This window comes from Chromobacterium indicum, assembly GCF_039708975.1.
GTDB lineage: Bacteria > Pseudomonadota > Gammaproteobacteria > Burkholderiales > Chromobacteriaceae > Chromobacterium > Chromobacterium piscinae.
The window spans coordinates 19375-43990 of record NZ_JAYFSJ010000003.1 but is presented as its reverse complement, the minus strand read 5'-3'; the positions used below and the strand labels follow the sequence as shown (position 1 = coordinate 43990).

The 24616-nt window shown below is 66.6% G+C and carries 22 protein-coding genes and 1 riboswitch; of the genes, 5 read left to right on the top strand and 17 right to left on the bottom strand.

The features are described 5' to 3' along the window. Positions 1-10: 10 nt before the first annotated feature. From VA599_RS04985 to VA599_RS04965, 5 genes are all read right to left on the bottom strand, one after another. Positions 11-487: a DUF7868 domain-containing protein gene (locus VA599_RS04985; protein WP_152527008.1), complete on the bottom strand. Its 477-nt coding sequence runs from the start codon at positions 485-487 to the stop codon at positions 11-13. Between the two features lie 133 nt (positions 488-620). Next, entirely contained in the window at positions 621-1511 is an 891-nt protein-coding gene (locus tag VA599_RS04980; RefSeq protein WP_161627518.1) for a tyrosinase family protein, read from the bottom strand. Between the two features lie 335 nt (positions 1512-1846). Continuing rightward, on the bottom strand, positions 1847-2371 hold the full coding sequence (locus VA599_RS04975; protein WP_346787830.1) for a GNAT family N-acetyltransferase: 525 nt from the start codon (positions 2369-2371) through the stop codon (positions 1847-1849). Positions 2372-2459: 88 nt separating this feature from the next. Continuing rightward, positions 2460-4937: a two-component system response regulator gene (locus VA599_RS04970; RefSeq protein WP_346787829.1), complete on the bottom strand. Its 2478-nt coding sequence runs from the start codon at positions 4935-4937 to the stop codon at positions 2460-2462. Beyond that, a complete protein-coding gene (locus tag VA599_RS04965; protein WP_346787828.1) occupies positions 4934-6388 on the bottom strand; it encodes a sensor histidine kinase in 1455 nt (484 codons plus the stop codon). Before VA599_RS04965 ends, VA599_RS04970 begins: the two co-directional genes overlap by 4 nt. 222 nt (positions 6389-6610) lie before the next feature. Here VA599_RS04965 and VA599_RS04960 point away from each other — a divergent pair, with 222 nt between their 5' ends. After that, positions 6611-7711 carry an agmatine deiminase family protein gene (locus tag VA599_RS04960; protein ID WP_031297014.1) on the top strand — a complete coding sequence of 367 codons (1101 nt, stop codon included), beginning with the start codon at positions 6611-6613 and terminating at the stop codon, positions 7709-7711. A gap of 26 nt (positions 7712-7737) precedes the next feature. Beyond that, positions 7738-8697, top strand: a complete 960-nt coding sequence (locus tag VA599_RS04955) for a LysR family transcriptional regulator (protein WP_346787827.1) — start codon at positions 7738-7740, stop codon at positions 8695-8697. Here VA599_RS04955 and VA599_RS04950 read toward each other — a convergent pair. The 4 genes from VA599_RS04950 to VA599_RS04935 form a co-directional block, all read right to left on the bottom strand. Next, entirely contained in the window at positions 8648-9403 is a 756-nt protein-coding gene (locus tag VA599_RS04950; protein WP_021479110.1) for an AraC family transcriptional regulator, read from the bottom strand. The two genes, VA599_RS04955 and VA599_RS04950, sit on opposite strands and share 50 nt — an antisense overlap. Before the next feature lie 169 nt (positions 9404-9572). Beyond that, positions 9573-11822, bottom strand: coding sequence for a M9 family metallopeptidase (locus VA599_RS04945; protein ID WP_346787826.1), 2250 nt, complete (start codon positions 11820-11822; stop codon positions 9573-9575). Between the two features lie 140 nt (positions 11823-11962). Further along, positions 11963-13678, bottom strand: coding sequence for a GGDEF domain-containing protein (locus tag VA599_RS04940; RefSeq protein WP_021479112.1), 1716 nt, complete (start codon positions 13676-13678; stop codon positions 11963-11965). Positions 13679-13791: 113 nt separating this feature from the next. Beyond that, on the bottom strand, positions 13792-14439 hold the full coding sequence (locus VA599_RS04935; protein ID WP_021479113.1) for a helix-turn-helix transcriptional regulator: 648 nt from the start codon (positions 14437-14439) through the stop codon (positions 13792-13794). 288 nt (positions 14440-14727) lie between these two features. On the opposite strand from VA599_RS04935, the gene VA599_RS04930 reads away from it, so the two are divergent. Both VA599_RS04930 and VA599_RS04925 read left to right on the top strand, forming a co-directional pair. Next, complete coding sequence (locus tag VA599_RS04930) at positions 14728-15693, top strand: threonine/serine dehydratase (RefSeq protein WP_346787825.1); 966 nt, start codon at positions 14728-14730, stop codon at positions 15691-15693. Next, positions 15680-16615: an ornithine cyclodeaminase family protein gene (locus VA599_RS04925; protein WP_346787824.1), complete on the top strand. Its 936-nt coding sequence runs from the start codon at positions 15680-15682 to the stop codon at positions 16613-16615. Before VA599_RS04930 ends, VA599_RS04925 begins: the two co-directional genes overlap by 14 nt. 61 nt (positions 16616-16676) lie before the next feature. Here the strand turns inward: VA599_RS04925 and VA599_RS04920 are convergent, their stop codons facing one another. Beyond that, positions 16677-17702, bottom strand: coding sequence for a magnesium transporter (locus VA599_RS04920; RefSeq protein WP_104947702.1), 1026 nt, complete (start codon positions 17700-17702; stop codon positions 16677-16679). A 77-nt stretch (positions 17703-17779) separates the two neighbouring features. Continuing rightward, positions 17780-17944: riboswitch (M-box (ykoK) riboswitch) on the bottom strand. Positions 17945-18266: 322 nt separating this feature from the next. On the opposite strand from VA599_RS04920, the gene VA599_RS04915 reads away from it, so the two are divergent. Next, positions 18267-19046 carry an HAD-IIA family hydrolase gene (locus tag VA599_RS04915; protein WP_104947701.1) on the top strand — a complete coding sequence of 260 codons (780 nt, stop codon included), beginning with the start codon at positions 18267-18269 and terminating at the stop codon, positions 19044-19046. 49 nt (positions 19047-19095) lie between these two features. On the opposite strand, the gene VA599_RS04910 is transcribed toward VA599_RS04915, so the two are convergent. The 7 genes from VA599_RS04910 to msrB form a co-directional block, all read right to left on the bottom strand. Further along, positions 19096-20502 (bottom strand): MFS transporter, encoded by a 1407-nt coding sequence (locus VA599_RS04910; RefSeq protein ID WP_346787823.1) that lies wholly within the window; start codon positions 20500-20502, stop codon positions 19096-19098. A gap of 81 nt (positions 20503-20583) precedes the next feature. Continuing rightward, positions 20584-21186, bottom strand: coding sequence for a hypothetical protein (locus VA599_RS04905; RefSeq protein ID WP_346787822.1), 603 nt, complete (start codon positions 21184-21186; stop codon positions 20584-20586). A 102-nt stretch (positions 21187-21288) separates the two neighbouring features. After that, positions 21289-21744 (bottom strand): aminoacyl-tRNA deacylase, encoded by a 456-nt coding sequence (locus VA599_RS04900; RefSeq protein WP_158677700.1) that lies wholly within the window; start codon positions 21742-21744, stop codon positions 21289-21291. A gap of 14 nt (positions 21745-21758) precedes the next feature. Continuing rightward, complete coding sequence (locus tag VA599_RS04895) at positions 21759-22382, bottom strand: LysE family translocator (protein WP_346787821.1); 624 nt, start codon at positions 22380-22382, stop codon at positions 21759-21761. A gap of 82 nt (positions 22383-22464) precedes the next feature. Further along, the gene (locus VA599_RS04890; RefSeq protein WP_346787820.1) at positions 22465-23397 is read right to left on the bottom strand and encodes a LysR family transcriptional regulator; all 933 of its coding nucleotides are present in this window, start codon (positions 23395-23397) and stop codon (positions 22465-22467) included. Positions 23398-23642: 245 nt separating this feature from the next. Beyond that, complete coding sequence (locus VA599_RS04885) at positions 23643-24134, bottom strand: BON domain-containing protein (protein ID WP_104947696.1); 492 nt, start codon at positions 24132-24134, stop codon at positions 23643-23645. Between the two features lie 4 nt (positions 24135-24138). Then, positions 24139-24528 carry a peptide-methionine (R)-S-oxide reductase MsrB gene (gene msrB / locus VA599_RS04880; protein WP_346787819.1) on the bottom strand — a complete coding sequence of 130 codons (390 nt, stop codon included), beginning with the start codon at positions 24526-24528 and terminating at the stop codon, positions 24139-24141. Positions 24529-24616: the final 88 nt, after the last annotated feature.

The following is a 24616-nucleotide window of genomic DNA, read 5'->3' as shown; positions in this document are numbered from 1 at the left end:
TATCCGCAAATCATTCGTAATACAGGCTGACCCGCCCCACCCGGACTTCGGCTTCGCGTTTGGTTTGCCGCCTGGGAACGAAGGTGACGCGCAGGTCTTTGGGATCCCAGCCGGGCTCCTGCTCCAGCCGCGCCATCAGCTCGGTGACGTCGAAAACATAATGCAAGCCGGTGCCGGCATGGCCCGCGCCCTGGCGGGACGCCTTGTCCAGGCCGAACAGCGGCAGCACGCCGGCGCATAGTTCTTCCCGGCTGCCGGGTTGGGATTCTCCCGAAGGATGCAGATAGATTTCGTAGCCTGGCGGCATGCCTTTTCCGGTGACACGCTCAACCCGGAGGTAGGCCTGGCGCGGCTTGCCGGCGGCCTGCGCCTGCAGCGCCGGGCCGGTCGGTGGCTCTATCGACAGGCTGACCGTGGCGTCCCGCGACGCCAGCGGAAACGATTCCTGGGTGGCGGCCACCATCTCGCATGGGTGTTCCGTTGACATGAGTGAGTGCTCCCGTGATGGCTGGCGTCGTTAGCCCGCTAACAAAACCCCTGATCCTATGTTGCGCCTCCTTGTCGTGCGAGGGGTACTGCCTGCGTCGGCGCGCCTTGGCTCAGGGTTCTGTTAGCGGCTCTTAATGGACGTTGCCCAGCGGATTGGCGAGGTTGTCGTATTGGTAGTGCCAGGGCCCGTTCACGGTGTCCACCACGTCTTGCGGGGTGAAGGTGGCCGGCTTGCCGCTGGCGTCGTGGAAGAAGAAGCGAGTGGCGCTCAACCATTTGGGATCGGTGGGATTGGCGTTGCCCATTTTGCGCCACACCTCCCACAGCCGGTCGATGTTGGCGTGGTGCAGCCAGAAGATGGGGTCTTGGGCGGCGGTGTCGGGATCGCCCATCAGGCCGCCGATATCGCTGTGGATCATGTCGTGGGGCACCATCTCCAGCTGCCCCTGATCGCTGTCGCCCATATGGTTGGGGCCGCGCATCGGCCCGCCGAAGCCGGAATCGCCGCCCGGGGCCAGGTGTCCGGCGAAGTTGGCGCGTTTCAGGCAGTTCAGGCTGACCGCCTTGTTGTCCAGAAACGGCTTGCCGTCGTTGCCCTGATCGCGCTCCACCAGCAGCGGATTCTGGCCGGACAGGCCGGCGAATTGCTTGGCGGTGAAGGCGGGGGGGAGCGCCCGGGCGCCTGGCGGGCTGTAGTTCCAGTACGGCAGCGCCCAGTCCTGGGGACCACCCAGCTTGGCCACGGTGGCGGAGACGATGTCTTCGAAGATGCCCAGATAGACGCGGTGCCAGGGCAGGAAAAACCAAGTGGCGTGCTGGCATTGCGCCCAGGCTTGCTTCTGGTCCTGCGTGAAGGTAGAGGGGTTCTGCAGCGTGCCGTGCACCGCCGCCTGGTATTGCCAGCTGGTGGAGTCGCCGGGCGGGCGTTGCTGCATGTCGTGTACGGCCCGGGCATACCATTGCAGCGTCTGATCGCTGGCGTCCAGCTTGGATATATCCTTGCGCATGCGGGGGGTAGGCATTTCGGCTGCTCCTGGTTTGGCGTCGCGTTGCGTCGATGGGCTGTCGGACAGGGATGGGGCAGGGGGTGGCTCGCCTGGGCGGCGGATCATCGGCGCTGCCTTGCAGGTATAGCCGCGGAGCGCGGCCATGCGCTTCGGGACGAATACTTAAGTGCTAATGCGGATATTTGCATTCATGCTGGAATTCGCGGCGGGATGGATGTCAGAGGTTCGAGCGCGCCACGCCGAATCCTGAGGCTGGACCAGATATCGCCAGCAGAACTGCGCGGAGCATGTTCAAGCCGAGGCGCGCTGATGCCGGCCGTACGCGCGGGGCAAGGAGACGCAGCGCCGGATCAGGGATTGTGTTCGAGGTCTTCAGCCTTGGAATGGCCAGCGTCGCTCAGCACCGCGTAGTCCACGCCATCGAGCGCGAACGCTGCCACCTCGCGCATGCCCAGCCGCTGATGGGCGCGCAGCGAAGCGGCGTTGTCGCGGCGGATGAACAGGATGGCCTCTGCGCCAAGCAGGCTGTCGCGCAGCACGGCGTACAGCCGGGCCGGCAGGCCCTGGCCTCGTTCCGAGGCGGCCACGCAAACCGGGCCGTAGACATAGGCGTCGGGCCCGCCCGGCCAGGTGCGCAGCATGGCTGCCACCGGAGGCGGCGGAGAGGGTTGCGCCGCGGCGGAGCTGAATAGCGCGCCCACGACGCGGCCATCGTGCAGCGCCGCCACTACAGGCATGCCGGATCGCAGCATCGCGGCGACCTTGTCGCTTGGGAATTCTCCCGTCAGCGAGCCGCCGCGGGATGGGGCATTGGCCTGCAGCAAGGCGGCGATGCCGTCCAGATCGTCCGGGGAGGCGAGGCGGATTTGCAGCATGTCGGGCCTTTGGGCTGCTGGCGAGACGCCAAGCCGGGCAGCGCCTATGGTTTGCGAGCGGCCATCGTCGCCCGCGGCCGCGGTGAGGTCAAGCGGACAGCGCGCGCGGGGAGGGCGGGAAGTCGCCGGGAAGGCTGCCGCCGTGGCACCGCAGCAGCTCGACGAAGAGATCGGCCGGCAGCGGGCGCGAATACAGGAAGCCCTGGGCATGTTCGCAGCGGCAGGTTTGCAGTATGGCGGCCTGGGCCGGCGTTTCCACACCTTCCGCGATGACCTTGAGGCCAAGCTTGTGGGCCATGACGACGATGGCTTCGCACAGCGCGTGGTCGCGCGGTTCGTCGGTGATCCGGCGTACGAAGGCCTGGTCTATCTTCAGGCAGTCCAGCCGATAGCGTTGCAGATAAGACAGCGCGGAGTAGCCGCTGCCGAAGTCGTCCAGCGCGATCCAGATGCCGGCCGCTCGATAGAGGTCCAGCGCTTCCTGCACTTTGCGGTCGGCGTCGAGCAGCAGGGACTCGGTGACTTCCAGCATCAGCGCCTGGCCCGGCACCCCGGCGCGCGCAAGCTTGTCCAGCCAGCGGGCCGGGTTCTGCAGGTCGCGGAAATGCAGCGCCGACACATTGATCGCGATGCGCAGGTCGTCGCGCACCGTGTCGCGCCATTCGCGTATGACGGACAGGGCCTGGTCGTACACCCACTCGCAGATTTTGCCGCTGAGGCCGCATTCCTCGGCGATGGGGATGAACACGGCGGGATTGATGACGCCATGTTCGGGATGTTGCCAGCGCAACAGCGCTTCGGCCTCGCGTATCCGGCCGCTGGCAAGGTCGATGATGGGCTGGAATTCGAGCCGGAACTGGCCCTGCTCCAGCGCCAGATGCAGGCCGTTGGATATCTGCAGCCGGACTTCCGCGGCCTTCTGCATCGCCGGCGCGTAGAAACAGTAGCGGTTGCGGCCGGCATGCTTGGCGCCGTACATCGCCTGGTCGGCGTTGCGCAGCAGCTCGTCCACGCTCATGCCGTCGGCCGGGGCCATCGAGATGCCTATGCTGCCGGTCACGTAACATACCATCTGTTCCAGCCGCACCGGCTCGGCCAGCCGCTGCAGCAGTTTCTGCGCCATCAGGTCCACGTCGCCGGGCGACTCGATGTCTCCCAGCACGATGCAGAATTCGTCCCCTCCCAGCCGCGCCACGGTGTCGCTCGCGCGCACGCTGCCCTGCAGCCGGGCGGCGATGGTGGAAAGCAGCTGGTCGCCGTGGCTGTGGCCGAGCGAATCGTTGATGGTCTTGAAGTGATCGAGATCTATCAGCAGCACCGCCATCATTTTCTGGTGGCGCATGGTCTGGGCCAGGCCGTATTCCATCCGGTCCTGCAGCATGCGGCGATTGCACAGATTGGTCAGCGGATCATGCTTGGCCAGATAGGCCAGTTGTTCCTGCGCGGCCAGCATCGAGCTGATGTCGGAGAACACCAGCACGTAGTTGGCGACGCTGCCTTCCGGCCCCGGCACGATGCTGATGCTTTCCCAGATGTTGAGGATCTTACCGTTCTTGTGCAGATAGTTGACGTTGCCCTGCCACAGCTTGCGCTCGTCGGCTGAGGCCGGCGGGCCGGAACAGGCGAAGCTGTGCGGCGTCTGGTAGAGCGGGTCGATGTCCGGCCAGGCCATCGCCTCTTCTGCGCTGTAGCCGGTTTGCTGGCTGAAGGCCGGATTGACCGACACCACCTTGCGGCGCGCGTCCAATATCGCGATGCCCTCTGAGGTGGAGTCGAACACGGTGGCGGACTGGAGCAGCCTTTCCTCGGTTCGCCGCTGCCCGGTGATGTCCTGCAGCACGCCTATGATGCGCCGGCCGGCCTCGCCGTCGTCGAAACAGCGCGCGCGGGCGTGCAGCCAGCGCTCGCCCTGATCGGACCCGGTGCGGGCGCGGAACCGGATGTCCAGCGCGCAGCCCTGGTCGCGGGTGCGGGATACCGCCTCGCCCACCGCGGCGGCATCGCGGGCATCCACCTGCTCGATGAAGTGGCGGATCGACTCATTGGCCGCCAGTCCCGGCGCCAGTTGCGCATTGCCGGCGAGGCTGAAGGTCTGCATTTGGTCGGCTTCCACCCGCCATTCCCAGACGTCGAGTTCGGCAGCCTGCATCGCCTTGCCCATCCGGCCCAGCTGTTCGTCGGCTCGGTGCTGGAGCCCGAAGCGAACCATGGCCATCTGCAGCGTGGCGTGCAATTCGCGCGGGGAGACCGGCTTGACCAGATAACCGTAGGGCATCGCGCTTTCCGCGCGTTGCAGCGTCGCGTTCTCGGCGTAGGCGCTGAGGAAGACGATGGGAATCTGTTGCCGCCGGTAGATTTCGCTGGCGGCGTCCACGCCGTCCATCTCGCCTTCCAGATGGATGTCCATCAGCACCAGATCGGGCTGCTCCAGTCCTGCGCGCGCTATCGCCAGGCTGCCGCTGGCCACCACGCCGCATACCAGGTAACCGAGCGCCTGCAATTGCAGTTGCAGATCCATCGCGATGATGCGCTCATCCTCGACGATCAGGATGCGGATGTTTTTCAAGGGTTCTCTCCCGCGCCGAATGCCGGGAAGCTGACTTCCACGCGCACGCCGGGCTGGTTGTCCAGGATGTTCAGCTGGGCGCCCATCTGTTCGGCCAGCATCGGCATCAATTGCAAGCCCAGCGACGCGTGCGGCGTCGCCGGGGCGGCGGCGGGCAGACCCACGCCGCGGTCGGCCACGATCAGGAGGGCGCGCCGCTCGTTCTGGCGCGCCAGCCGCATCCAGATGGTGCCCCGGCCATTCGGATAGGCGTGCTTGAGCGCATTGGTCAGCAGCTCGTTGATCAGCAAGCCGCAGGGCGTCGCCCGTTGCAGTTCGATGCAGACGAGGCCCGCCGGCGCGTCCAGCTCCACGCTCAGGCCGCCGGCCAACTGGCCGTAACTGCTCAGCAGCAGCTGGTTGAAGCGTTGCAGGTATTCGCCCAGGTCCACCCGGGAGAAGTCGTGGCGCTCGTACAGCAGCTGGTGTATCAGCGCCATCGAGCGGACTCGGGTCTGGCTGTCTTGCAGCACGCCCCGGGCGCTGTTCTCGCGCACGTACTGGCTTTGCATGCTCAGCAGGCTGATGATCACCTGCAGATTGTTTTTCACCCGATGGTGAACCTCGTTCAGCAGCGTGGTTTTTTCCTGCAGCGCGGCTTCCAGCTGGCGCTGGGCCTGCTTGCGGGCGGTGATGTCGACGATGCCCGCCAGCACCATGGGTCCGGTTTCGGTTTCTATCGGGTTGAGGCCGATTTCGATCGGAAATTCGCCGCCGTCCTTGCGCAGGCCGTAGAGGTCGCGGCCCACACCCATGGGCCTGGCTTCCGGCCGGCGCAGGAACCCTTGGCGCAGCTGGCCGTGGCGGCCGCGAAAGCGTTCCGGAATCAGCTGCTCGATCCGCATGCCCGGCCATTCGTCCCTTTGATAGCCGAACATCGCCTCCGCCAGGCGGTTGAACAGGATGATGGCGCCGGCGCCGTTGATCATGATCATCGCATTCGGCGATTCCTGGACCAGCTGGCGGAAGCGATCTTCCATGCGCTTGCGGTGGCTCAGGTCGCGGGTGATCTTGGCGTAGCCGCGCAAGGCTCCGTCATCGGCGCGCAGCGGAATCAGCAGGATGTCGGCGAGGAAGCGGCTGCCGTCCCGGCGGACATGCCAGACCTCGCCGGCGTAGCGGCCGTCCCGCATCGCCTGGGCCAACTGGCGCATCGTCTGCGGACAGGCGTCGTCGGAAGGGGGCAGGAGGCCGCTGGAGTGGCGGCCCAGCGCTTCGGCGGCCGGGTGGCCGTGCATGCGCTCCGCCCCGGCGTTCCAGCTGCGAATCAGGCCGTCCGCGTCCAGCAGGATGATCGCGTGGTCTTCCACATGGCGGATCAGCAGGTCGAAACAGACATCGCTCTCCCGGATGCCGGGCAGGGGGAGCGGGCCTGGGGCGGGGGAGGTGGTTTCCCTGGCGCAGTTGAGCATGGAAAGGTCCGTGTGGCTTGCGGTTCACAGATGGAAAAACCAATTCCGTTATAGGGTTAATGCTCTTTTTATGCCATTCGGCTAGTGTTTTTACGCATGGATTGAGAGCGTGCTCAGCATCTATACATGATGTAAATTGATTGATTTATGGAAAATTAATCAATTTTTTAAATGTAATTGTTCCCGCACAATGCCAGCCATGAATTCAAACAAGGAAGAGAGATGACGAGCAGACGACAGTTTCTGGGCGGGGGCTTGCTGGCGGCGGGTGGATGGCTGGCGGGCAGGACGATGGCCGCAGGCGGCGCGCCGCAGTCGGGCGAAGCGCATCGGATGCCGGACGAAGGGGCGCGCCATGCCGCAACCTGGATGGCATTCGGCCCCAGCCTGGCGGTATGGGGCGGGCGGCTGCTGCCGGCGGCGCGCCGCGATCTGGCGAGGGTGGCGTCCACCATCGCCGCCTTCGAGCCGGTGCGCATGCTGGCGCGTGAAGAGGAGCTCGATTTGGCCGCCAGACTGTGCGGCCCTGACGTGGAGCTGGTGGCCCAGCCGTTGGACGATTTGTGGATACGCGACAGCGGGCCGGTATTCGTCAAGAGCGGCGGCGGCAGGCTGGCGGCGGTGGATTTCAATTTCAACGGCTGGGGCGGCAAGCAAGCGCATGGCCGGGATGCCAGGGTGGCCGGCTTCGTCGCCGCGCAAAGCGGCGCGCTGCCCGTGCGCGCCCGGCTGGTGCTGGAGGGCGGCGGCATCGAGGTGGACGGAGAGGGCACCGCCATCATCACCGAAAGCTGCGTGTTGAACCCCAACCGCAATCCCGGCTGGAGCAAGGCGCAGTGCGAGGGCGAATTGCGCCGGCTGCTGGGCGTGGAGAAAGTGATCTGGCTGCCCGGCGTAGCCGGACGCGACATCACCGACGGCCATACCGATTTCTACGCGCGCTTCGCCCGGCCCGGCGTGGTGGTGGCTGGCCTGGAGACCGACCCGGCCTCCTACGACTATCAAGTGACCCGCCGCCACTTGGCCATTCTGCGCCAGGCGCGCGACACGCGCGGCCGCAAGCTGGAGGTGGTGGCCATTCCCGGGCCGTCCCGCGTTCGTCCCGAGCATGAGAGCGACGAAATGGCGGCCGGCTACATCAATTTCTATGTTTGCAACGGCGCGGTGATCTCGCCCGAGTTCGGCGATCCCAAGGCCGACCGCAACGCCTTGAGCGCGCTGCGCGAACTGTTTCCGGAGCGGGAGGTGGTGCAGTTGAACATAGACGCCATCGCGGCCGGAGGCGGCGGCATCCACTGCGCGACTCAGCAACAGCCCGCCTGAGCGCGGTTCGAACCAAGGGAGAAAGCATGCCGGAACATGATGGATTGAACGCGGAAGGGGTTTCAGAGCAAGCCGGCGCGTCGCAACTGCCGTCGCTGCGGTTGCTGGCGGGATTCGAGGCGGCGGCGCGGATAGGCAGCTTTTCCCGCGCGGCCGAGTCGCTGCACCTGTCGCAATCGGCGGTCAGCCATCAGATCCAGCAATTGGAGGAGTTCGTCGGCCAGCCGCTGTTCCACCGGGTGGGGCGCGGCGTGGAGCTGACCTTCGCCGGCGAGATGCTGCAGCAGAGCGTGGGGCGCGCGCTGGAAACCCTGCGCCGCGGCCTGGACCGGATCGCCGTTTACACCGATCCCGGCCTGGTGGCGCTGGTGGGACCGGCTTTTTTGCTGCAGGGCTGGCTGCAGCCGCGGCTGTCCGCCTTGCGCGCCGCGCACCCGGACATCGTGCCCTTGCTGTCCATCGACGAAGAACCGGGCCAGGCGGATGAGATAGACGTGGACCTGCTGATCTCGCCGCGGCCGCTGTCGCTCGATGGCTGGGAAGACGCGCGCTGGCTGCGCGACGAGTGGCTGTTCGTCTGCGCGCCGGCGCTGGCTGAAGAACTGGCCGGATTGCCGTTCGAGCGCCATCACGGGCTGGCGAGGCTGGTGTGCCTGGAGAGGGCGCGGCTGCCGGATGCCGCCGAGGCGGAAACGCAGCGGCTGCTGCGCCGTTTCGGCGTGGCCGCCATCTACGACGATGCCCAGCTGGCGCGCGACGCCGCGTTGCGCGGCCACGGCATAGCCTGCCTGTCCTCGCTGGCGGTGGACGAGGATCTGAGCGCGGGACGGCTGCATGCGCTGGCCGGCTACCCGCGGCTGCCCGGCGCGCAATGGTGGCTGTCGCGGCCGGCGAATGCCTTGCGGACCGACTCGATGGAGCGGATGCACGCGTGGCTCAGCTCTGCCGCGCGGGAGGGGCCTGCCAGCGCAATTGGCGCGGACTGAGTCCCAGCAGCTGGCGGCATAGCCGGGTGAGGGCGCTCTGGTCGGAGAAGCCGCAGCCGGCGGCGATGTCGGCCAGCGAGCGGCGGCTATGGCGTATCGCGTGGCAGGCCGCCTCCATCCGGGTGCGGCGGATGAAGTCGCCGGCACACAGCTGGAACACCCGCTTCATCCGCCGGTCGAGCTGGCCGATGCTGAGGCCGGACAGCTCGCACAGCTCTTCCAGGTGCAGCGGGCGGTGGTAATGGGCCTGGATGTGGTCGACGCAGGCGGCGAAACGCTCATCCAGCAGCTTCTCGCGGGTGAGGTCGGCCAGGTCTTTGGAGATGCAGACCAGGCCCAGCAGCCGGCCGTCGGGATGAAGCAGCGGCTGTTTGCTGGTCAGGCACCAGCCGGGCGTGCCGTCGGGATAGACGGTCAGGTCCAGCCGGTTGCGCAGCGGCAGCTGGCTGGAAAACAGGATGCGGTCCTGTTCCCGGTAGCGGTTTGCCATCGCGCTGGGAAACAGCTCATGCGCGGTGCGGCCTTCGGCTTGATCCCGGTTGCGCAGCGCGCAGCGCGGCACGCAGCCCTCGCTGAGGGTCAGATAGCGGCTGTCCAGGTCTTTCACGGCGAACACCATATCGGGCAGGTGGTCGAACAGCGCCGCCATCGCGCGCGCGGCGGCCAGGTCGCTGACGAGATGCGGCTGCTGCAGGGGCATGTTCATGACGGGGCGATCCTTGCTCGATTGCCGCGGCCTGGCGGCGCGATGGCGATGCCATCCGGTCTGCCAATTATTCCTTTGGCATTTATTTAAAACAGCATCGCTCATCTGTATGCGTTTTGCAAGAATGCCGCGGCGGACGCCGAATGCCGTCGCGGCGATGCCCGCCCCCTTACTCGTAGCTGGCGCTGACGGCGACGTTGGCGAACGGCTGCTTCGCCTGCAGCGTCAGGTAGTACCAGTGGCCGGCCTGCGGCGCGGCGATGGCTACCGATTCCTCGTTGCCGGCGCCGGCCGATGCGTAGTCGTAGCTGGCGGGCGTCGGATAGCGGTCTTTCGCCACGTAGAGGTCCACGTCGCCGCTGCCGCCGCTGGTCCACAGCCGGAGGTTGCGGGCGCCGGCCGGCACCCAGATGGTGGCATAGGCGGCGCCGGACGAGGACAGGCCGGAAATCGAGCAGTTCTTGCCCAGCCGCTCGGGATAGCCCTCGTTGCAGGCCGGCAAGCCGGTTGTCGGCGGCAGCGGCGGCTGGCCGGCGGTGGTGGCGCTTTGCGTCCAGGCGGCGAACTCGCTGTCGTAGCGGTTGCCTATCTGCCGCATCATGCCCATGTAGCCGCCCGCGTAGTCGCCCTTGCGGAACAGCGGCAGCATCGCGTCCACGTCGGCGCGGTGGCGCTCGAACATGAAGCGGGTGGCCATATAGCCCCAGCGATAGGCGCGGGTGACGTAGTCCGGCATGTCGTAGGTGTTGCCGAAGATCTGGCTCAGCTTGTAGTTGCCGGTCTTGGCGACGTCGATGGCGGTCTGGTTGTCGTTGCGCAGCGACAGGTACTCGGCCAGGCCCTCTATCCACCACACCGTCGGCTGCTGGGTGGCGGCGGAGAAGTCGCCGTACATGTCGAAGCGGCCGTCCAGGTAATGGATGTATTCATGCTCCAGGTTCCACACCTTGAACACCGGGCGCAGCCACGAGGCCTCGTGGGCGATGAAGCGGGCCTGGTTGCCCGGATCGGCCGGGTTGCCTTCCAGATACATGCCGCCGTTGTCGGTGGAGATGCCGTAGATCACGCCGGCGTACTTGGAGTAATTGTTGTAGTCGTCGAACACCACCACCTCCAGCGAGGTGCTGTTGTCGTTGGCCACCGGCTGGTTGCGGGTTTGCAGCATCTGGTGGAAGTACGACTCCTCCTTCTGCAGCAGCGCGCACGAGGCTTGCATCTGGTCGGTGGTCATTTCCTGGGCGCGGATGCGGATGGTGGGGCTGCAGGTGTAGCGGTTGACCAGGATGGCGTCGGCCAGTTTGGTTTCGAAATCGCAGGTGCCGTATTCGGCGCAGCTGGCGTTGTCGTAATACTTCACCGCCTCCGCCGCCGCCAGCCACAGCTCGTTGTCGGCGCCGGTCATGCTGCTGCCGGCCAGGATGGCCTTGACCTGCGGTTTGATCGCCGGCTTCAACGCCGGGTATTGCATGAAACGCAGGCCTTCGCGGGTGGCGTCGCCCAGCTGGAACGCGGTTTCGGTGCCCAGCAGGCTAGCCTTGTCGGCCTGGACGAACTGGGTCAGCGCGGCGGAGTAGCTGCCGTCGTTCTGCAGCAGCGGCGCGGCGTTGGCGCGGCCATGGGCGTAGAAGAACACGGTCAGCGCGCCGGTGAAGCCCTGGCTGGCGGTGGTTTCGCGCAAGGCCTGCGCGGCGTTGGGGTTGGCCGCGGTGTTGGTGTAGCGCTGGACGATGGCGCGGATGGACGGTAGGTAATAGGCCTCGTCCGCCATATTGGTGATCAGCGTCATCACCTCATTGGCGGTGGTGGGCGCCTGGCTGTTGGCGGCGAACAGCGCCGCGCCGTCGGCCAGCTGCTTGATGCCGGGGCGCAGCACGGCTTGCAGATTGGCGTCCAGCGCCGGCAGCGTGCCGGTGCTGGCGAGGTAGTAGCCGGCGCGCAAGTAGAGCGCGAGGTTGACCAGCGTCATCGACGACGCGTTGTAAGCCGCGGCCTCCTGGGCGAAGCGGCCGGCCACAGCGTTGAGGTTGGCCGCGCTGTAAATGGTGGCGGCCAGATTCTTGTCCAGCGCGAACAGGCCGTAGGCGCAGGTGTAGTCGGGCAGGGTGGCCAGGTAGTTGGCGAGGTCGGCGCCGCCGTGGCTGGCCATCGCGTTCATGTCCTGGCACTGCGGGGTAGCCGCGTGGCGGGCCAGTTTCTTCAGCGGCCGGCCGATCACGGTGCGGTTGTCCTGCAAATGATAGCGGGACTGGAAATCGGTCGGCGGGAGCTGCCGCCACAATCTGGGCGGCGCCGGCTGCCTGGGTTTGGCCTGGGCCTTGGCCTGGTGCGGCATCTTGTAGGTTTTGGGCGCGGCGTGGGCCGGCGCCGACAACGCCGCGGCCAGGGCCAGGCACAGCGCGGCGAGGGGAAGGCTTCGCATATTCTGTCTCCGGAAAGTCAGGGCGATTCCCTGACCGGAAGATCATGCCAAGCGTCCCCTGACATTTCTTGGCGAGTCTTTTCGCCGCCGCGCGCAGATTTGCCAAATATGGCCGGTTGCGTTGCTCGCCATAAGATCGCTCAGGCCGCCACCACCCGGTTGCGGCCCTGCCGCTTGGCCGCGTACAGCGCGCGGTCGGCGGCTTGCAGCAGCGACTCCAGCGTGGCCGACGCTTCGCCCAGGGTGGCGACGCCGAAGCTGGCGGTGACCGCCAGTTGCTGGCCTGATGGCAGCGAGCACGGCGATTCGGCTATGCCCGCGCGCAGCCGCTCGGCCAGCGTTTCTCCGGATGAGGCGTTGCCGTGGCTGGCCAGCACCACGAACTCTTCGCCGCCGTAACGGCCGGCCAAGTCGTCTTCCCGGCAGATGCGCTCGATGATGGCCGCGACATGGACCAGCACTGCGTCGCCGCTGTCGTGGCCGTGCTGATCGTTGACCTGCTTGAAGTGATCGATGTCGAACAGGATCAGCGTCGCCGATTCTCCCGCCCGGCTGGCGCGCGCGATTTCGGCGTCGGCGGTCTGGGTGAACGCGCGCCGGTTGGCGATGCCGGTGAGGAAGTCGATCCTCGACACCTCGGTCAGCTCGTCTATCAGCCGCTGCCGCTCTTGCTCCAGCACGCGTTTTTCCTGGCTGTTGCGCCGCAGGATGGCGATGGCGCGCAGCACGTCGCCGATTTCGTCCTTCCGCAGGGTGGCGGGGAGCTCGGCGTCCAGTCTGCCGTCGGCGATGTCGGACAGCAGTTTGGACGCGGCCAGCAGCGGTTTGGCGATCAGCCAGCGGATGTAGGCGAACAGCGCCAGCTGCGCGATCAGCGCGATCACGCCCAGCGCGGTGGCTGCCAGCAGATGGCGAAAGGCGGCGCGTTGCTGGATGGCCGCTTCGTCGGCCGCGGTCGACAGCATGGAATCGCGAAGCTCCACAATGCTATGCAGGGTGGGAATGTAGGCGGCGGTGAAGGCGGCCGGGGTGGCCGCATACGGCTGCCTCAGGCGGCTGGCCAGCAGAATGTCGTCCACCCGCGCCAGTCCATTGCGGAAATAGCGGCTTTCCATGTTCGACAGGGCTTGCCGCTGGACCGATTGCGTCGTGGGCACGCTCAGGCGCAGGCGGATGGTGCCGCGCAATTGCTCGATGCGGCCGCGCAGTATGAACACCTCTCTGGCCTCGGTTTCCGTCAGCGGCCGTTTTTCAGTCAGCGCGGGCACCAGGGTCGATCCCAGCCGGCCGGCGTATTCGCGCAGCTCGGTCGCCAGACGGGCGCCGCTGAGCGGATTGGACAGTTGGGGGTAGACGCTGGACGCCTGGAAGGAGAGGGCGTTCACCGCCTCAAGCACGACGGGCACCACGTCGAACATCCGCCTGATCGACGCCATGATTTCGGTAGCGGTCGGCGCCGGCGAGGCGATGATTCGGTCCATGTCGTGTCTCGCCTCGCTCAGCCGCTGGCGGGCGATGCGGATGGCGGCCAAGGCCTGCCGATGATAGGCGGAGCGGGAGGGAGACAGCGCGGTGACCAGGTCCTGCAGCGCGCGGTCGCTGGCCAGCCTGGCGACGCGCAGCTTTTCCCGGCCGCCGCCACCGGCAGGCGCGCCGATCAACGCATTGGCGGGGCCGCGCTCGGTGGAGATTTTTTCCACCGCCACCATGGCTAGATGGGCGATTTGTATCGAGCCCAGTCCCTGGTCGGCCGCGTGGTACGCCCCCCATTCGCCGTTGATGATCCAGGCCAGCGGCAGACAGGCGAGGATGAACAGAACGAAGGTGACGATGGTGAATATCTTGGACAGGCGCATCGGTCGTTCAGTGCAAGGAATGCTGCGATCAGCGCAGACGCTGTGCAAGATTGAGTATATGCGCGGCGGGGGCGCGGCTGGGGAAATTCGCCGCGCCCGGCCTCAGCGGCGCGCTATCCGTCTGCGCCCTCGCGCAGCTCCTTGAGCCGTTTGTAGATGGTGGCGCGCCCCATGCCCAGCACATTGGCCACGTAGTTGACCGCGCTCTTGCCGCCGAACGCGCCTTCCGCGTGCAGCGCGTCCACCAGTTCCCGTTTTTGCGTCCGTCCCAACGTGTTGAGGCTGGCGCCGCGCTCTCGCAGCCAGCCGTGCAGGAAGAGGTTGATCCGCTCCTGCCAGTCGTCGCGGAACAGCTCGGCCGGCTGCGGGCGCACGCCGGCGCCCTTGAGCAGGATGTCCAGCGCGCCGCGCATCTCGTCGAACACGGCGATATTGAAATTAAGGCACATCATGCCGGCGGGCCTGGCCTGGTCGTCGAACAGCACCGCGCTGACGCTGCGCATCCGGCGGCCGTCCCAGTTCAGCTTCTCATAAGGGCCGACCATCCGTTCGCGCGCGGTTCCCGGTATTTCTTCCAGCGCGGAGTCGTCGCCCGGCTCGCGGCGCGACAGATTATTGGCGATGTGGAGCACGGTCTGGTCGTGCAGATCGTGGATCACCACTTCGACATAGGGGTGGAACAAGGCGGCGACGCCATCGGCGATATGGGCGTAGCGGTTGAGCAGCAGGTCTTTCACCGGGGAGGGCGTGGTTCGGCGCATGGCGGCGGATGGATGGGAATGATGGTTGAGATTATAGACAGTTTGTCTCGAATCTGGACAGTGTCGTCTGTATGCCGCACCCGATGGTTGGGTTGAAAAACCTTATTGATCCATTGCTATTCAGCCATTCTTCCCGCCCGTATCGGCAAAAGCCATGGCGTTTTCTATTGGTCTATTTTTGTATTAATTGTCTATTTTGTAATTTTTATCTATATTTGTCCGGAGCAAACACCGACTTTCCGGCGGCCGCCATGCCCGCCGCCGGTCAAACCGACAGGACGCGACACCATGAAAGATTTGTACCCGCGCATAGCGGACGCCCATCAAGCCTTGCGGCCGCAGGTCGCCGTCACGCCGCTGAGCCGCAGCCCGGCGCTGTCGGCGCTGACCGGCTGCGAGGTGTATCTGAAATGCGAGCATCTGCAACATACCGGCTCCTTCAAGTTCCGCGGCGCCAGCAACAAGATGCGGCTGCTGGACGCGGCCTCCCGTCGTTTGGGCGTGGCCACGGTGTCCAGCGGCAATCACGGCCTGGGCGTGGCGCTGGCCGGCAAGCTGGCGGGCGTGCCGGTGACGGTGTACGCGTCGGCGGCGGCGTCCGAGGTGAAACTGGACGCGATCCGCGCCCACGGCGCGAAGGTGGTCGCCATCGACGCGCCGATGCTGGAAGTGGAGCTGGAGGCGGCGCGGCGCGCCGAGCGGGAGGGTCTGCCCTTCGTCCCGCCGTACAACGACATCAACGTCATCGCCGGCCAGGGCACGATAGGCATGGAGCTGGCCGAGCAGCATCCGGGCCTGGCGGCGGTGTTCGCGTCGGTGGGCGGCGGCGGCATGATTTCCGGCATCGGCGCCGCGCTGGAGGCGGTCAGCCCGCAGACCGAGATTGTCGGCTGCTGGCCGCGCCGCTCGCAGGCGCTGTATCGGAGCATGCTGGCGGGGGAGGTTGTCGAATGGGAAGAACTGGACACCATTTCCGACGGCACCGCCGGCGGCGTGGAGCCGGGCGCCATCACGCTGCCCATCGCGCGGCGGGTGATAGGCCGGACCGCGCTGGTGGACGAGGCCGAGATCAAGGCGGCGATGCGCAAGATGGCCGAGACCGAGCGCTGGATCGTCGAGGGCGCGGCCGGCGTCGCGGCGGCGGGGTTGATCCAGTTGGCCGAGCATTACCAGGGCAAGCCGGTGGCGGTGGTGCTGTGCGGCCGCAACATCAAGTTGGAGACATTCCTGGAGGCTTGCCATGCTGCTGCTTGACCGCGAGGCCATCGCCGCGCGCTTCGACGCGGACCGGGCGCTGGCCGCGGTGGAGGCGGGTTTCATCGCCTATTCGCGCGGCCAGGTCCAGACGGCGCCGGCGCAGAATTTCCGCTTCGCCGACGCCAATGGCGACTGCTGCGTCAAGTCTGCGCACATCGCAGGCGAGGAGGCGCTGGTGGTCAAGGTGTCCACCGGCTTCTACGACAATCCGTCGCGCGGGCTGCCCAGCAACGACGGCCTGATGCTGGCCTTGTCGGCTCGGGATGGCCGGGTGCTGGCGCTGCTGCAGGACCAGGGCTGGCTGACCACGATGCGCACCGCGCTGGCGGGGCGGCTGGCCGCCAGGCTGCTGGCGCCGTCGCGGGTCGCGCGCATCGGGATGCTGGGCGCGGGCGAGCAGGCGCGCGCCCAGCTGGAGCAGTTGCGGGCGGTGACCGACTGCCGCGAGGTGAGCGTGTGGAGCCGGCAGCCGGCCCAGGCCGCGGCGTTTTGCGATTACGCCGCGACCCTGGGCTTCCGCGCGCGGCCGGCTGCCGATCCGAGCGAGGCGGCGGCGGAGTCGAATCTGATCATCGCCGCCACGCCGTCGCGCGAGCCTTTGCTGCGGCGAGGCTGGATACGTCCGGGCACCCACATCACCGCGCTGGGAGCGGACGGCCCCGGCAAGCAGGAGCTGGACCAGGTCATCGCGGCCGAGGCCGACGTGGTGCTTGCCGATTCGCGGGCGCAGTGCGCGGCCTTTGGCGAGCTGTCGCACGCGGTGAAGGCCGGTTTGCTGGACCCGGCCCGCATCGTGGAGTTGGGCGACGCGCTGGCGCGGCGCGCACGTCTGCGGCGCAGCGACGATGACATCACGCTGGCCGATCTGACCGGCGTCGCCGCGCAGGACGCGGCCATCGCCGCCAGCGTGCTGGGCTGACGCCGGCGGCGAAACAATGAGAAACGGCCCCGGAAATCGGGGCCGCGCGGAAGGGCTGGGATCAGGCCAGGTCGGTGATGACCAGCTTGGCGATGTTGAAGTAGATCACCAGGCCGGTGCCGTCGATGAAGGTGGCGATGAAGGGCGCGGACACCACGGCCGGGTCGATGCGCATTTTCTTCAGCACCATCGGGATGATGGACGACACGATGGCGCTCCACACCGTGATGGCCACCAGCGTCAGGCACACCACCAGCGCCACCTCGTTGCCCACGCCCAGCATCCAGGCGCGGAACAAACCCACCAGGCCGATGGCCAGCGCGATCATCACCGAGGTGGTGACCTCCTTGCGCAGCACCGCGCCCAGATTGCGCAGCCCCACCTCGCCGACCGCCATCGCGCGCACCAGGGTGGAGGTGATCTGGGTGCCGCTGTTGCCGCCGGTGCCGATCAAGAGCGGAATGAAGAAGGCCAGCGCGATCACCGCTTCCAGCTGTTCCTCGAACACTTGCAGGATGGTGCTGGTGTAGGCCTCGGCGGCGAACAGCAGCAGCAGCCAGGGCAGGCGCTTCTTCCACAGCGCCCAGGGGCTGCTTTCCAGATAGGGCGTGTCCAGCGGCAGGCTGGCGCCCTGGCGCTGGGCGTCGTCGGTTTCCTCGTCGCGGATCAGCACGGCGATCTCGCGCTCGTACAGCGCGCCTGCCAGCTTGCCGCCGCTGACCACCGGCACGGTGTCAGGCGACTTTTCCTGAAGTTCCGGCGCCACGTCGCGGCGCAGCTGGCCGGGTTCGACCGAGTAATCGATGGACTGCATCAGAGCGGACACCGGGCGGGTGTCGTCCTTCTCGGTCAGCAGGGTTTTCAGCGACAGCCGGCCGTGAAGAAAGCCGCTGTCGTCGGTGACGAAGATCTGGGCCGGCACGTCGTCGTCGCGCAACTGGCCCAGCATGTGGGCGCGGGCGTCGCCGGCTCGCATGTCGCGCCTGAGCGTGATCAGGGACGCGCTCATGTAGGAGGCGACGGTTTCCTTCAGTTTGAGTTCCGCCGCGTTGCCGGCGGCGAAGGTGTGGCTTGCTACGTAAGTCATGGTGAGAAACTCCCCGTTTAGCTGTTTAAACCGCAAACAGTTCTCAATGGGGGCGACAACCAGGAGGAGAGTGCAGGAAGCGATCTCCGCGTCTAGGTTTTGGCACTATGCAACGTATCCGTTGGAAGTCACTTTGGGCTAAACCTTAATCCGATAAAGCCTGTCCTAACCTTGGGCGTCTCTCGACGTCGTCAGATCAGTGACCTGTGTTTGCATAGGAGCCTCGCCGAACGAGACACTGCATCTTTATTTGAAGCGATGAACAAACGCCGGCGCGCATGGCGGACGCCGGTTCCGATCCTGTCTGAAACCGAGTCGCCGTTGCGTGCCGAACAGACGGTCTGAATGTGAAAAGTTTTGTTTGTTCCATGGTTTTTTCGTTTTTAGCGAATAAATATCGTTTGCATGTTTGTTTTCGCGCAATATCCTTGCGGGATGGCGGACATGGGGGTGTTGGCGCAATCTGGCTGTTTTGCGGCCGTGCTATGCTGTTCCGGTCGCGGCGGCATGCCGCGGCCCGCGATCGTGCCCGCGCAACCGGCACTCGTGTTCTGGATACACCGTATGAGCAAAAGCATCATTTCCGACATGGATGGCGTGATCTACCGCGGCAAGCAGCTGATTCCCGGCGCGCGCGAATTCATCCAGCTTCTGATCGACACCAAAACGCCTTTCCTGTTTCTGACCAACAACGCCGAGCAGACGCCGCTGGACCTGCGGCTGAAACTGGAAAGCCTGGGCATAGGCGGGCTGACCGAGGACAACTTCATCACCAGCGCGATGGCGACGGCGATGTTCCTGAAGAGCCAGACCCGCAAGGCGATGCCCACCGCCTACGTGGTGGGCGGCGCCGGCCTGATCAACGAGCTGTACAACGTCGGCTTCTCCATTTCCGAATCCCACCCGGACTACGTGGTGGTGGCCAAGTCGCAGACTTTCAGCTTCGAGCAGATCAAGAAGGCGGTGCGCTTCATCGACCAGGGCGCCAAGTTCATCGGCACCAATCCGGACATGATCGATCCGATCGAGGGCGGCGGCTACGAGCCGGCGGCCGGCACGCTGCTGGCGGCGATAGAGGCCGCCACCGGCAAGAAGCCCTACATCGTCGGCAAGCCCAATTCATTGATGATGATGCTGGCCACCCGCAAGCTGGGCGTGCATCCGGAAGAGGCGGTGATGATAGGCGACCGGATGGATACCGACATCGTCGGCGGCCTGGAGGCCGGCATGTGCACCGCGCTGGTGTTGTCCGGCGTCTCCAGCCGCGAGTCGATGGAGCAATTCCCCTACCAGCCGGACTACGTGTTCGGCAGCGTCGCCGATATCGACCCGAAGGCGCTGTGAGGCCGAACGGGCGCTTTCGGCGCCCGTTTTTTTTGCGGATGGCCGGGTGTTAATGCTGATGCCGGACCGGCAGGTCCGCGCCGTCGGCTTGCTTGGCCGTGCCGCGCGGGAATGCCCGCGGGCTGACCCAGGCGCCGATCAGCGCCAGCAGCGCCGACATCGCCAGGATGGGCAGCGCGTCCGGCGGCGCGGATGGCCGGCTCAGCGCGTGGATCAGCATGCCGGCCAGCGCCAGCGCGATGCTGGACGACAGCGCGTCGCTCAATTGCAGCGCGGAGGCGTTGCTGCCTTGCTCGTCCGGCCTGGACAGCTTCATCGTCAGCACCGACAGCATCGGGAAGCTCAGGCCTATGCCCAGGCCGGTCACTGCCCAGCCGGCCACCACCCATCCCGCATGCAGCGACAGGGCGGCCGCGGCCAGCGCGGAGGACAGGCCGGCGGCCATCGCGGCGAAGCCTAGGGTCAGCCCGCGGCGGCGGGCGGTCTCGCCGTGCAGCCGCGCCTGAGTGGCGCTGCCCATGCTCCACATCAGCGCGCTGGCGGTGAGCGCCAGGCCGGCCGAGCCCAGGCTCCAGTGGTAGCGGGTGGTCAGGATCAAGGGGATGAAGGCCTCGCTGGCGAAGAAGGCGGCGGCGATCAGGCCGCGCATCGCCACCACCGAGGGCAGGCCTTCGGCGGCGCGCAGGCTGCCGGCGGGCAACAGGCGGCGCGCCGCGAAAAAGGCGAAGGCGAAGCCGGCCGCGAGCGCTGGCAGCATGTACTGCGTTTGCGGCAGATGGCTGCCGCCGTGCAGCGCCAGCGCGCCGCAGGCGGCCAGCAGGCTCCAGCCCAGCCGCGGCCAGCGCATCGGTTTGGCTGAGCCGGCCGGCGCCTCCTGCCGGCTCAGGGCGGGCAGCAGCAGCGCGCCGGCGACCGGCGCCAGCGCCGCCACCGTCAGGAAGACCGCGCGCCAGCCGAAGATGTGGACCAGGCCGGCGGCGATGCCGGGGCCGATCAGCGCGGGCACCACCCAGGCGCCGGCGAACATCGCGAACAGCTTGGGATGCAGCGCGGGCGGCACCGCGCGCGACATGCCCACGTAGATGGCCACGCCCAGCAGGCCGGAGCCCAGGCCCTGCATCAGCCGGCCCAGCACCAGCATGTATATGTCGGAGGCCGCGCCAGCCGCCAGCAGGCCGGCGATGAAGGCGGCCAGGCCCAGCCAGGCGGAGCGGGCGGCGCCGTAGCGGTCGCAGATTTCGCCGCCCAGCGTCATGCCCACCACCGAGGTGGCCAGCGTGCCGCCGAAGGCGATCGCGTAGAAATCCAGGCCGCCCAGCGCGGCGGCGACGGCGGGCATGGCCGCGGCGACGGCGATGGATTCGAAGGCCAGCAGCGAGATCAGCGCGATGCCGCCGATGCAGGCCGCGGTTCTGCCCTGGCTGAAGAGACTTTCATTCTTGACGGATTGCTGCATGGGGAAGCTCTTGTTGCGGTAAGAACCGTCATGATGAAAGTTGAAGTTAACTTCAAGTCAAGCGTAATGGTTCGAGGGGGCTCACGCGCCGGGGCAGGCCTCGGGCAGATCATTCAGGCCCTGCTTGTCGCGGCGGAAACGGGCCGTGGGCTTGCCCTTGCCGTAATCGATGTCGATCACGTACAGGCTGTCGAAATCGTCCTTGCCCCAGATTGTCACCTGGGCCGCGCCGTCTTTGCCGCCGTAGCGGCGCATGATGTCGGCGGCCATTTCCCGCAACTGCTTGTGCTCCCAGGCGATGTAGACCGTCTTGCCGTGGCGCAGCGGATTGACCAGCTGTTGCTGCAGGCCGTCTATCGCCAGCATGTCGAACGCGGTGTTCACCGGCAGGCCCTGGGCGATGGCGGTGGGTTCTATCGTCGCCAGCGGCCGGATGTAGTTGAAGGTGCCGGCGGGGTCGCGCTTCTGGCTGGCGGTGGACGGCGCGTAGATCTGGTCCGCCTTGCCGAACTTGGCCGGCAGCGTCTTGATCAGCGCCAGCGAGCGGTTGAGGCCCTTGCAGCTGAGCTGGCCGTAGCCGCCTTCCGGTTTTTCGCCGTGGCGCAGCATGACCAGGGTCTGAACGTCGGCGGCGAAGGCCGGCGCGGCGGCGAGTAGCAGAAGCAGCAGTCGAATGAGTTTCATCGATTCGGTCCGTGGTAGGTGACGACCTGTCAATTTCGCGCCCGCGCCGCCAGGATGCAAGCGAAATCGCAAGCCGCGCCAGAAGCCTGTCCGGCGGCGTGCCTATTCGTACCAGATCGACACGCGGTTCAGCTCCGCCAGGACGCGGGGGGAGATCTTCAGCGTCCTGAGCGGATCGCCGGCGCCGCCGTAGACGAAGTCGTGCGCCAGCAGCAGGCGGTCCATCACGCAGGGCAGGTCCAGGCCAAGCAGCGGCACCGCGCCGGCGTCGCAACCGGTAATGTCGCGTACGCGGCGGCGGTCGGCCAGGCGGGCGTGGCCGCGGCCCAGCAGCCGCGCCAGCCTGTCCCAGTCCACACCGTCCCGTCCGCCGGACAGGATGCAGGCGAAGATGTCGCCGTCCGCCTCTACGATCAGCGTGGGCGCGGTCTGCGCCATGGCGATGCCGAAGAGGGCAGCGCCCTCGCGGGCTGAGCGCAGCGGCTTGTCGTGTTCCAGAACCTCGCCGCCGTGGCGAGACACCAGTGCCGCGAATGCTTCCGGATTCCATTCCGTCATTTTTCCCCGCATCGTCACACCATCAGGATGCGCAGGCCCAGCAGCAGCATCAGCGCGCCGCCGCAGCCGTCTATCCACCGGCTCTTGCGGTGCAGGCCGCTCAGGATGGACGGGTGCGAGATCAGCAACGCCAGCAACGCGTACCAGCCGAAATCCAGTCCCATCGCGGTGACGATCAGCAGCACCTGGCTGCCGGCAGGCATGTCCGCGGTGACGAACTGGCTGAGCAGGGCGACGAACATCACCGCCAGGTGCGGATTGGACAGCGATACCGCCAGGCCGGTGCGCGCGGCGCGCCAGGCGGAGGTCGGCGCGGCGGCGGAGATTTCGTTGCTGGCGGCCCGCGACGGACGGGCCGCCGCGCGCAGGCCCTGCACGCCCAGCCAGATCAAATAGGCCGCGCCGAGGCAGGAGATGACTTTGAACAGCAGCGGATGCGCCGCCATCACCATCGCCAGCCCCTGGGCGGCGGCCAACGCGTACAGGCCCACGCCCAGCGCGTGTCCCATCGCGGCGGCGAGGCCGCCGCCGCGCCCGCCGCGGGCGGTCTGCTGCAATACCATCGCCAGGCTGGGGCCGGGCGACATCGCGCCCAGCATGCACACGGCGGCGAATTGCAGCCAGGTGGTCCAGGTCATAGCTTTCTCCTTGTTTGATGACAGTCCGGACAAAGTCTATGAGCTGGGCGCGGCGGACAGAACCGCCATCGGCGGATAGCCGCTATGCGTTCTCCGAATACTTGCTGACGCCGTGGATGGAGTGGTGCAGCACGTCGAACACGTGGCCGCGGAACCAGCGGTGCGCCGGGTCCTTGTCCGCCCGGCCGTGCCACAGCAGCCAGTAGCGGTAGGTGTAATCGATGAAGGGCATGGGCTTGGCATGCACCGGAAACTGGCGCTGGAAGCGGATGGCCAGGTGTTCCGGCAGCGTCAGCAGCAGCTGGCTGCGGGAGACGATGCTCAGCGCCGACACGAAATAGGGCGTGGCGATGCGGATTTGGCGGGACTGGCCTTGTTGCGCCAGCTGGATGTCGACGAAGCCGTCTTTGTCGCTGGCGGAGCTGACGCGCGCGTGCGGCCAGGCCAGGTAGTCGTCCCGCTCCAGCGCGGGTTTGTTCCGCAATGGGTGGTCGTCGGCCATCACGCACATCGGCTGGTCCTGGCCCAGCGACTTGCCGTAGATATTGTCCGGCACCTCGTCGGCGATGGTGGACACCAAGTCCGCGCTTCCGTCCACCAGCATGTCGAAACGCCCGGCCTGCCAGGGGAGGAATTTCAGGCGCATGTCGGGCGCTTGCGGCAGCACGCGGTCCAGAATGTCCGGCAGCATGTATTCGGCCAGATAGTCGGAACCGGCGAAGGAAAACTCCCGCTCGCAGACCGCCGGATCGAACTGTGGCGGCTGGTACAGCCGCTCCACCTGCTCAAGCACCGTTTTCAGTCCCAGCCGCAGCTCTTCCGCCCGCTCGGTCAGCACGAAGCGCTGCCCCTCGCGCAGCAGCAGCGGGTCTTGGAACTGCGCGCGCAACTGCACCAGATGGCGGCTCATCGCCGATTGGGTCAGGCCCAGCCTGTCGGCGGAATGGGTGAGGTTGCGCGTTTCCAGCAGCGCCTCCAGCGAGCGCAGCAGGTTCAGGTTGAGCGGGAGAGGCATCGGATATCCGTCATTGTCGGGCGATCATCGGCCCGGTTCGTTTTGCGTGATCTCTGGATTGTGGGCTGGACGGAGGTTTTAGGGAAGCGGTTGGCGAGGGCGCGTGATGGGGTGAGGCAGCTGTCATGATTTGGCGGCAATGACTGATGATGGCGGCCGCTTGCCGCCGGCAATTGTCCACCAGCCACCGAGCCGGCTCGTTTAAGAGCATGCAAGGCGGAGGCGCGCCAGATGCGCGGGGTCCGCTATCTTTCTGGCATGACTGCGTAATTTGGTTTGCCGGAGCCAACGGTGATGTTCGCAATCACCAGTTGCACGTCCGGAGTCCGCTTGATGAAGGCTTCGATGCCTGCGGCCGCATTCCGGCTGCGGACGCAGCCTTCCACGTAAACGAAGCGGCGCTGCACGGTGAGCCACAAGCTGGCGTCGGCGAAGCGGCGGCTTTGGGCGAAGCGTCGCCGCAGGTCGGCGGCGATATCCGCGTCGTACATATAGGCGTTGGGCTTCGCGCACTGCTTGGCCAGCCAGCAGCTGGTGCCGCGCTCGATGCGCGAATGCGCCTGTTGTTTCATCTCCGCCTCGGTGGCGAATGGGCCCAGAGGAACCGGGCAGGAGGCTATTCGGTTGCGCACCTGGATGAATGGGTCATGGAACCAGTTTTTGACCGGCGGGGCGGCGCGCGCCGCCCCGCATGCCAGTATCAGGCAATATCCCAGACTCCAGGCGCGGGCGCGCATGAGCTTATTCCGCCTTGAAGTCCAAACACACCGAGTTGATGCAATACCTTTCCCCGCTTGGTTCCGGGCCATCTTCAAAGACGTGGCCGAGGTGGGCGTCGCAATGCGAGCAGCGCACTTCCACGCGCACCATGCCGTGGGAGGTGTCGGTGATGCGGGCGATGTTGGCGCCGGCGGCTTCGGCCCAGAAGCTGGGCCAGCCGCAGCCGGCGTCGAACTTGGTGTCGCTATGGAACAGCAGGGCGCCGCAGCAGACGCAGAAATAGTCGCCCTTCTTGTTGTGGAAGTAGTGTTCGCCGCTGAAGGGGCGCTCGGTGCCGGATTGGCGGGCGACGCGGTACTGCTCCGGCGTCAGTTGTGCGCGCCATTCGGCGTCGGTTTTCTCTATGGTCATGGCGGTATCCTTGTGTCGTCCGGCCCGGCTGGCTAGGGCGCTTGATGGTTGGTCGCCGCGCGGGCGGTTTTCTTACCGGAGGCTAACA

What these genes read in the sequence shown, in the direction of transcription:
- VA599_RS04930 (WP_346787825.1), top strand. Translation starts at nt 14,728, where the DNA reads ATGAAAGATTTGTACCCGCGCATAGCGGACGCCCATCAAGCCTTGCGG.
- VA599_RS04975 (WP_346787830.1), bottom strand. Translation starts at nt 2,371, where the DNA reads ATGCTGCAAATCCGCCTCGCCTCCCCGGACGATCTGGACGGCATCGCC.
- VA599_RS04945 (WP_346787826.1), bottom strand. Translation starts at nt 11,822, where the DNA reads ATGCGAAGCCTTCCCCTCGCCGCGCTGTGCCTGGCCCTGGCCGCGGCG.
- msrB (WP_346787819.1), bottom strand. Translation starts at nt 24,528, where the DNA reads ATGACCATAGAGAAAACCGACGCCGAATGGCGCGCACAACTGACGCCG.
- VA599_RS04960 (WP_031297014.1), top strand. Translation starts at nt 6,611, where the DNA reads ATGACGAGCAGACGACAGTTTCTGGGCGGGGGCTTGCTGGCGGCGGGT.
- VA599_RS04935 (WP_021479113.1), bottom strand. Translation starts at nt 14,439, where the DNA reads ATGCGCCGAACCACGCCCTCCCCGGTGAAAGACCTGCTGCTCAACCGC.
- VA599_RS04925 (WP_346787824.1), top strand. Translation starts at nt 15,680, where the DNA reads ATGCTGCTGCTTGACCGCGAGGCCATCGCCGCGCGCTTCGACGCGGAC.
- VA599_RS04955 (WP_346787827.1), top strand. Translation starts at nt 7,738, where the DNA reads ATGCCGGAACATGATGGATTGAACGCGGAAGGGGTTTCAGAGCAAGCC.
- VA599_RS04905 (WP_346787822.1), bottom strand. Translation starts at nt 21,186, where the DNA reads ATGAAACTCATTCGACTGCTGCTTCTGCTACTCGCCGCCGCGCCGGCC.
- VA599_RS04910 (WP_346787823.1), bottom strand. Translation starts at nt 20,502, where the DNA reads ATGCAGCAATCCGTCAAGAATGAAAGTCTCTTCAGCCAGGGCAGAACC.
- VA599_RS04950 (WP_021479110.1), bottom strand. Translation starts at nt 9,403, where the DNA reads ATGAACATGCCCCTGCAGCAGCCGCATCTCGTCAGCGACCTGGCCGCC.
- VA599_RS04915 (WP_104947701.1), top strand. Translation starts at nt 18,267, where the DNA reads ATGAGCAAAAGCATCATTTCCGACATGGATGGCGTGATCTACCGCGGC.
- VA599_RS04890 (WP_346787820.1), bottom strand. Translation starts at nt 23,397, where the DNA reads ATGCCTCTCCCGCTCAACCTGAACCTGCTGCGCTCGCTGGAGGCGCTG.
- VA599_RS04920 (WP_104947702.1), bottom strand. Translation starts at nt 17,702, where the DNA reads ATGACTTACGTAGCAAGCCACACCTTCGCCGCCGGCAACGCGGCGGAA.
- VA599_RS04885 (WP_104947696.1), bottom strand. Translation starts at nt 24,134, where the DNA reads ATGCGCGCCCGCGCCTGGAGTCTGGGATATTGCCTGATACTGGCATGC.
- VA599_RS04895 (WP_346787821.1), bottom strand. Translation starts at nt 22,382, where the DNA reads ATGACCTGGACCACCTGGCTGCAATTCGCCGCCGTGTGCATGCTGGGC.
- VA599_RS04985 (WP_152527008.1), bottom strand. Translation starts at nt 487, where the DNA reads ATGTCAACGGAACACCCATGCGAGATGGTGGCCGCCACCCAGGAATCG.
- VA599_RS04900 (WP_158677700.1), bottom strand. Translation starts at nt 21,744, where the DNA reads ATGACGGAATGGAATCCGGAAGCATTCGCGGCACTGGTGTCTCGCCAC.
- VA599_RS04965 (WP_346787828.1), bottom strand. Translation starts at nt 6,388, where the DNA reads ATGCTCAACTGCGCCAGGGAAACCACCTCCCCCGCCCCAGGCCCGCTC.
- VA599_RS04980 (WP_161627518.1), bottom strand. Translation starts at nt 1,511, where the DNA reads ATGCCTACCCCCCGCATGCGCAAGGATATATCCAAGCTGGACGCCAGC.
- VA599_RS04940 (WP_021479112.1), bottom strand. Translation starts at nt 13,678, where the DNA reads ATGCGCCTGTCCAAGATATTCACCATCGTCACCTTCGTTCTGTTCATC.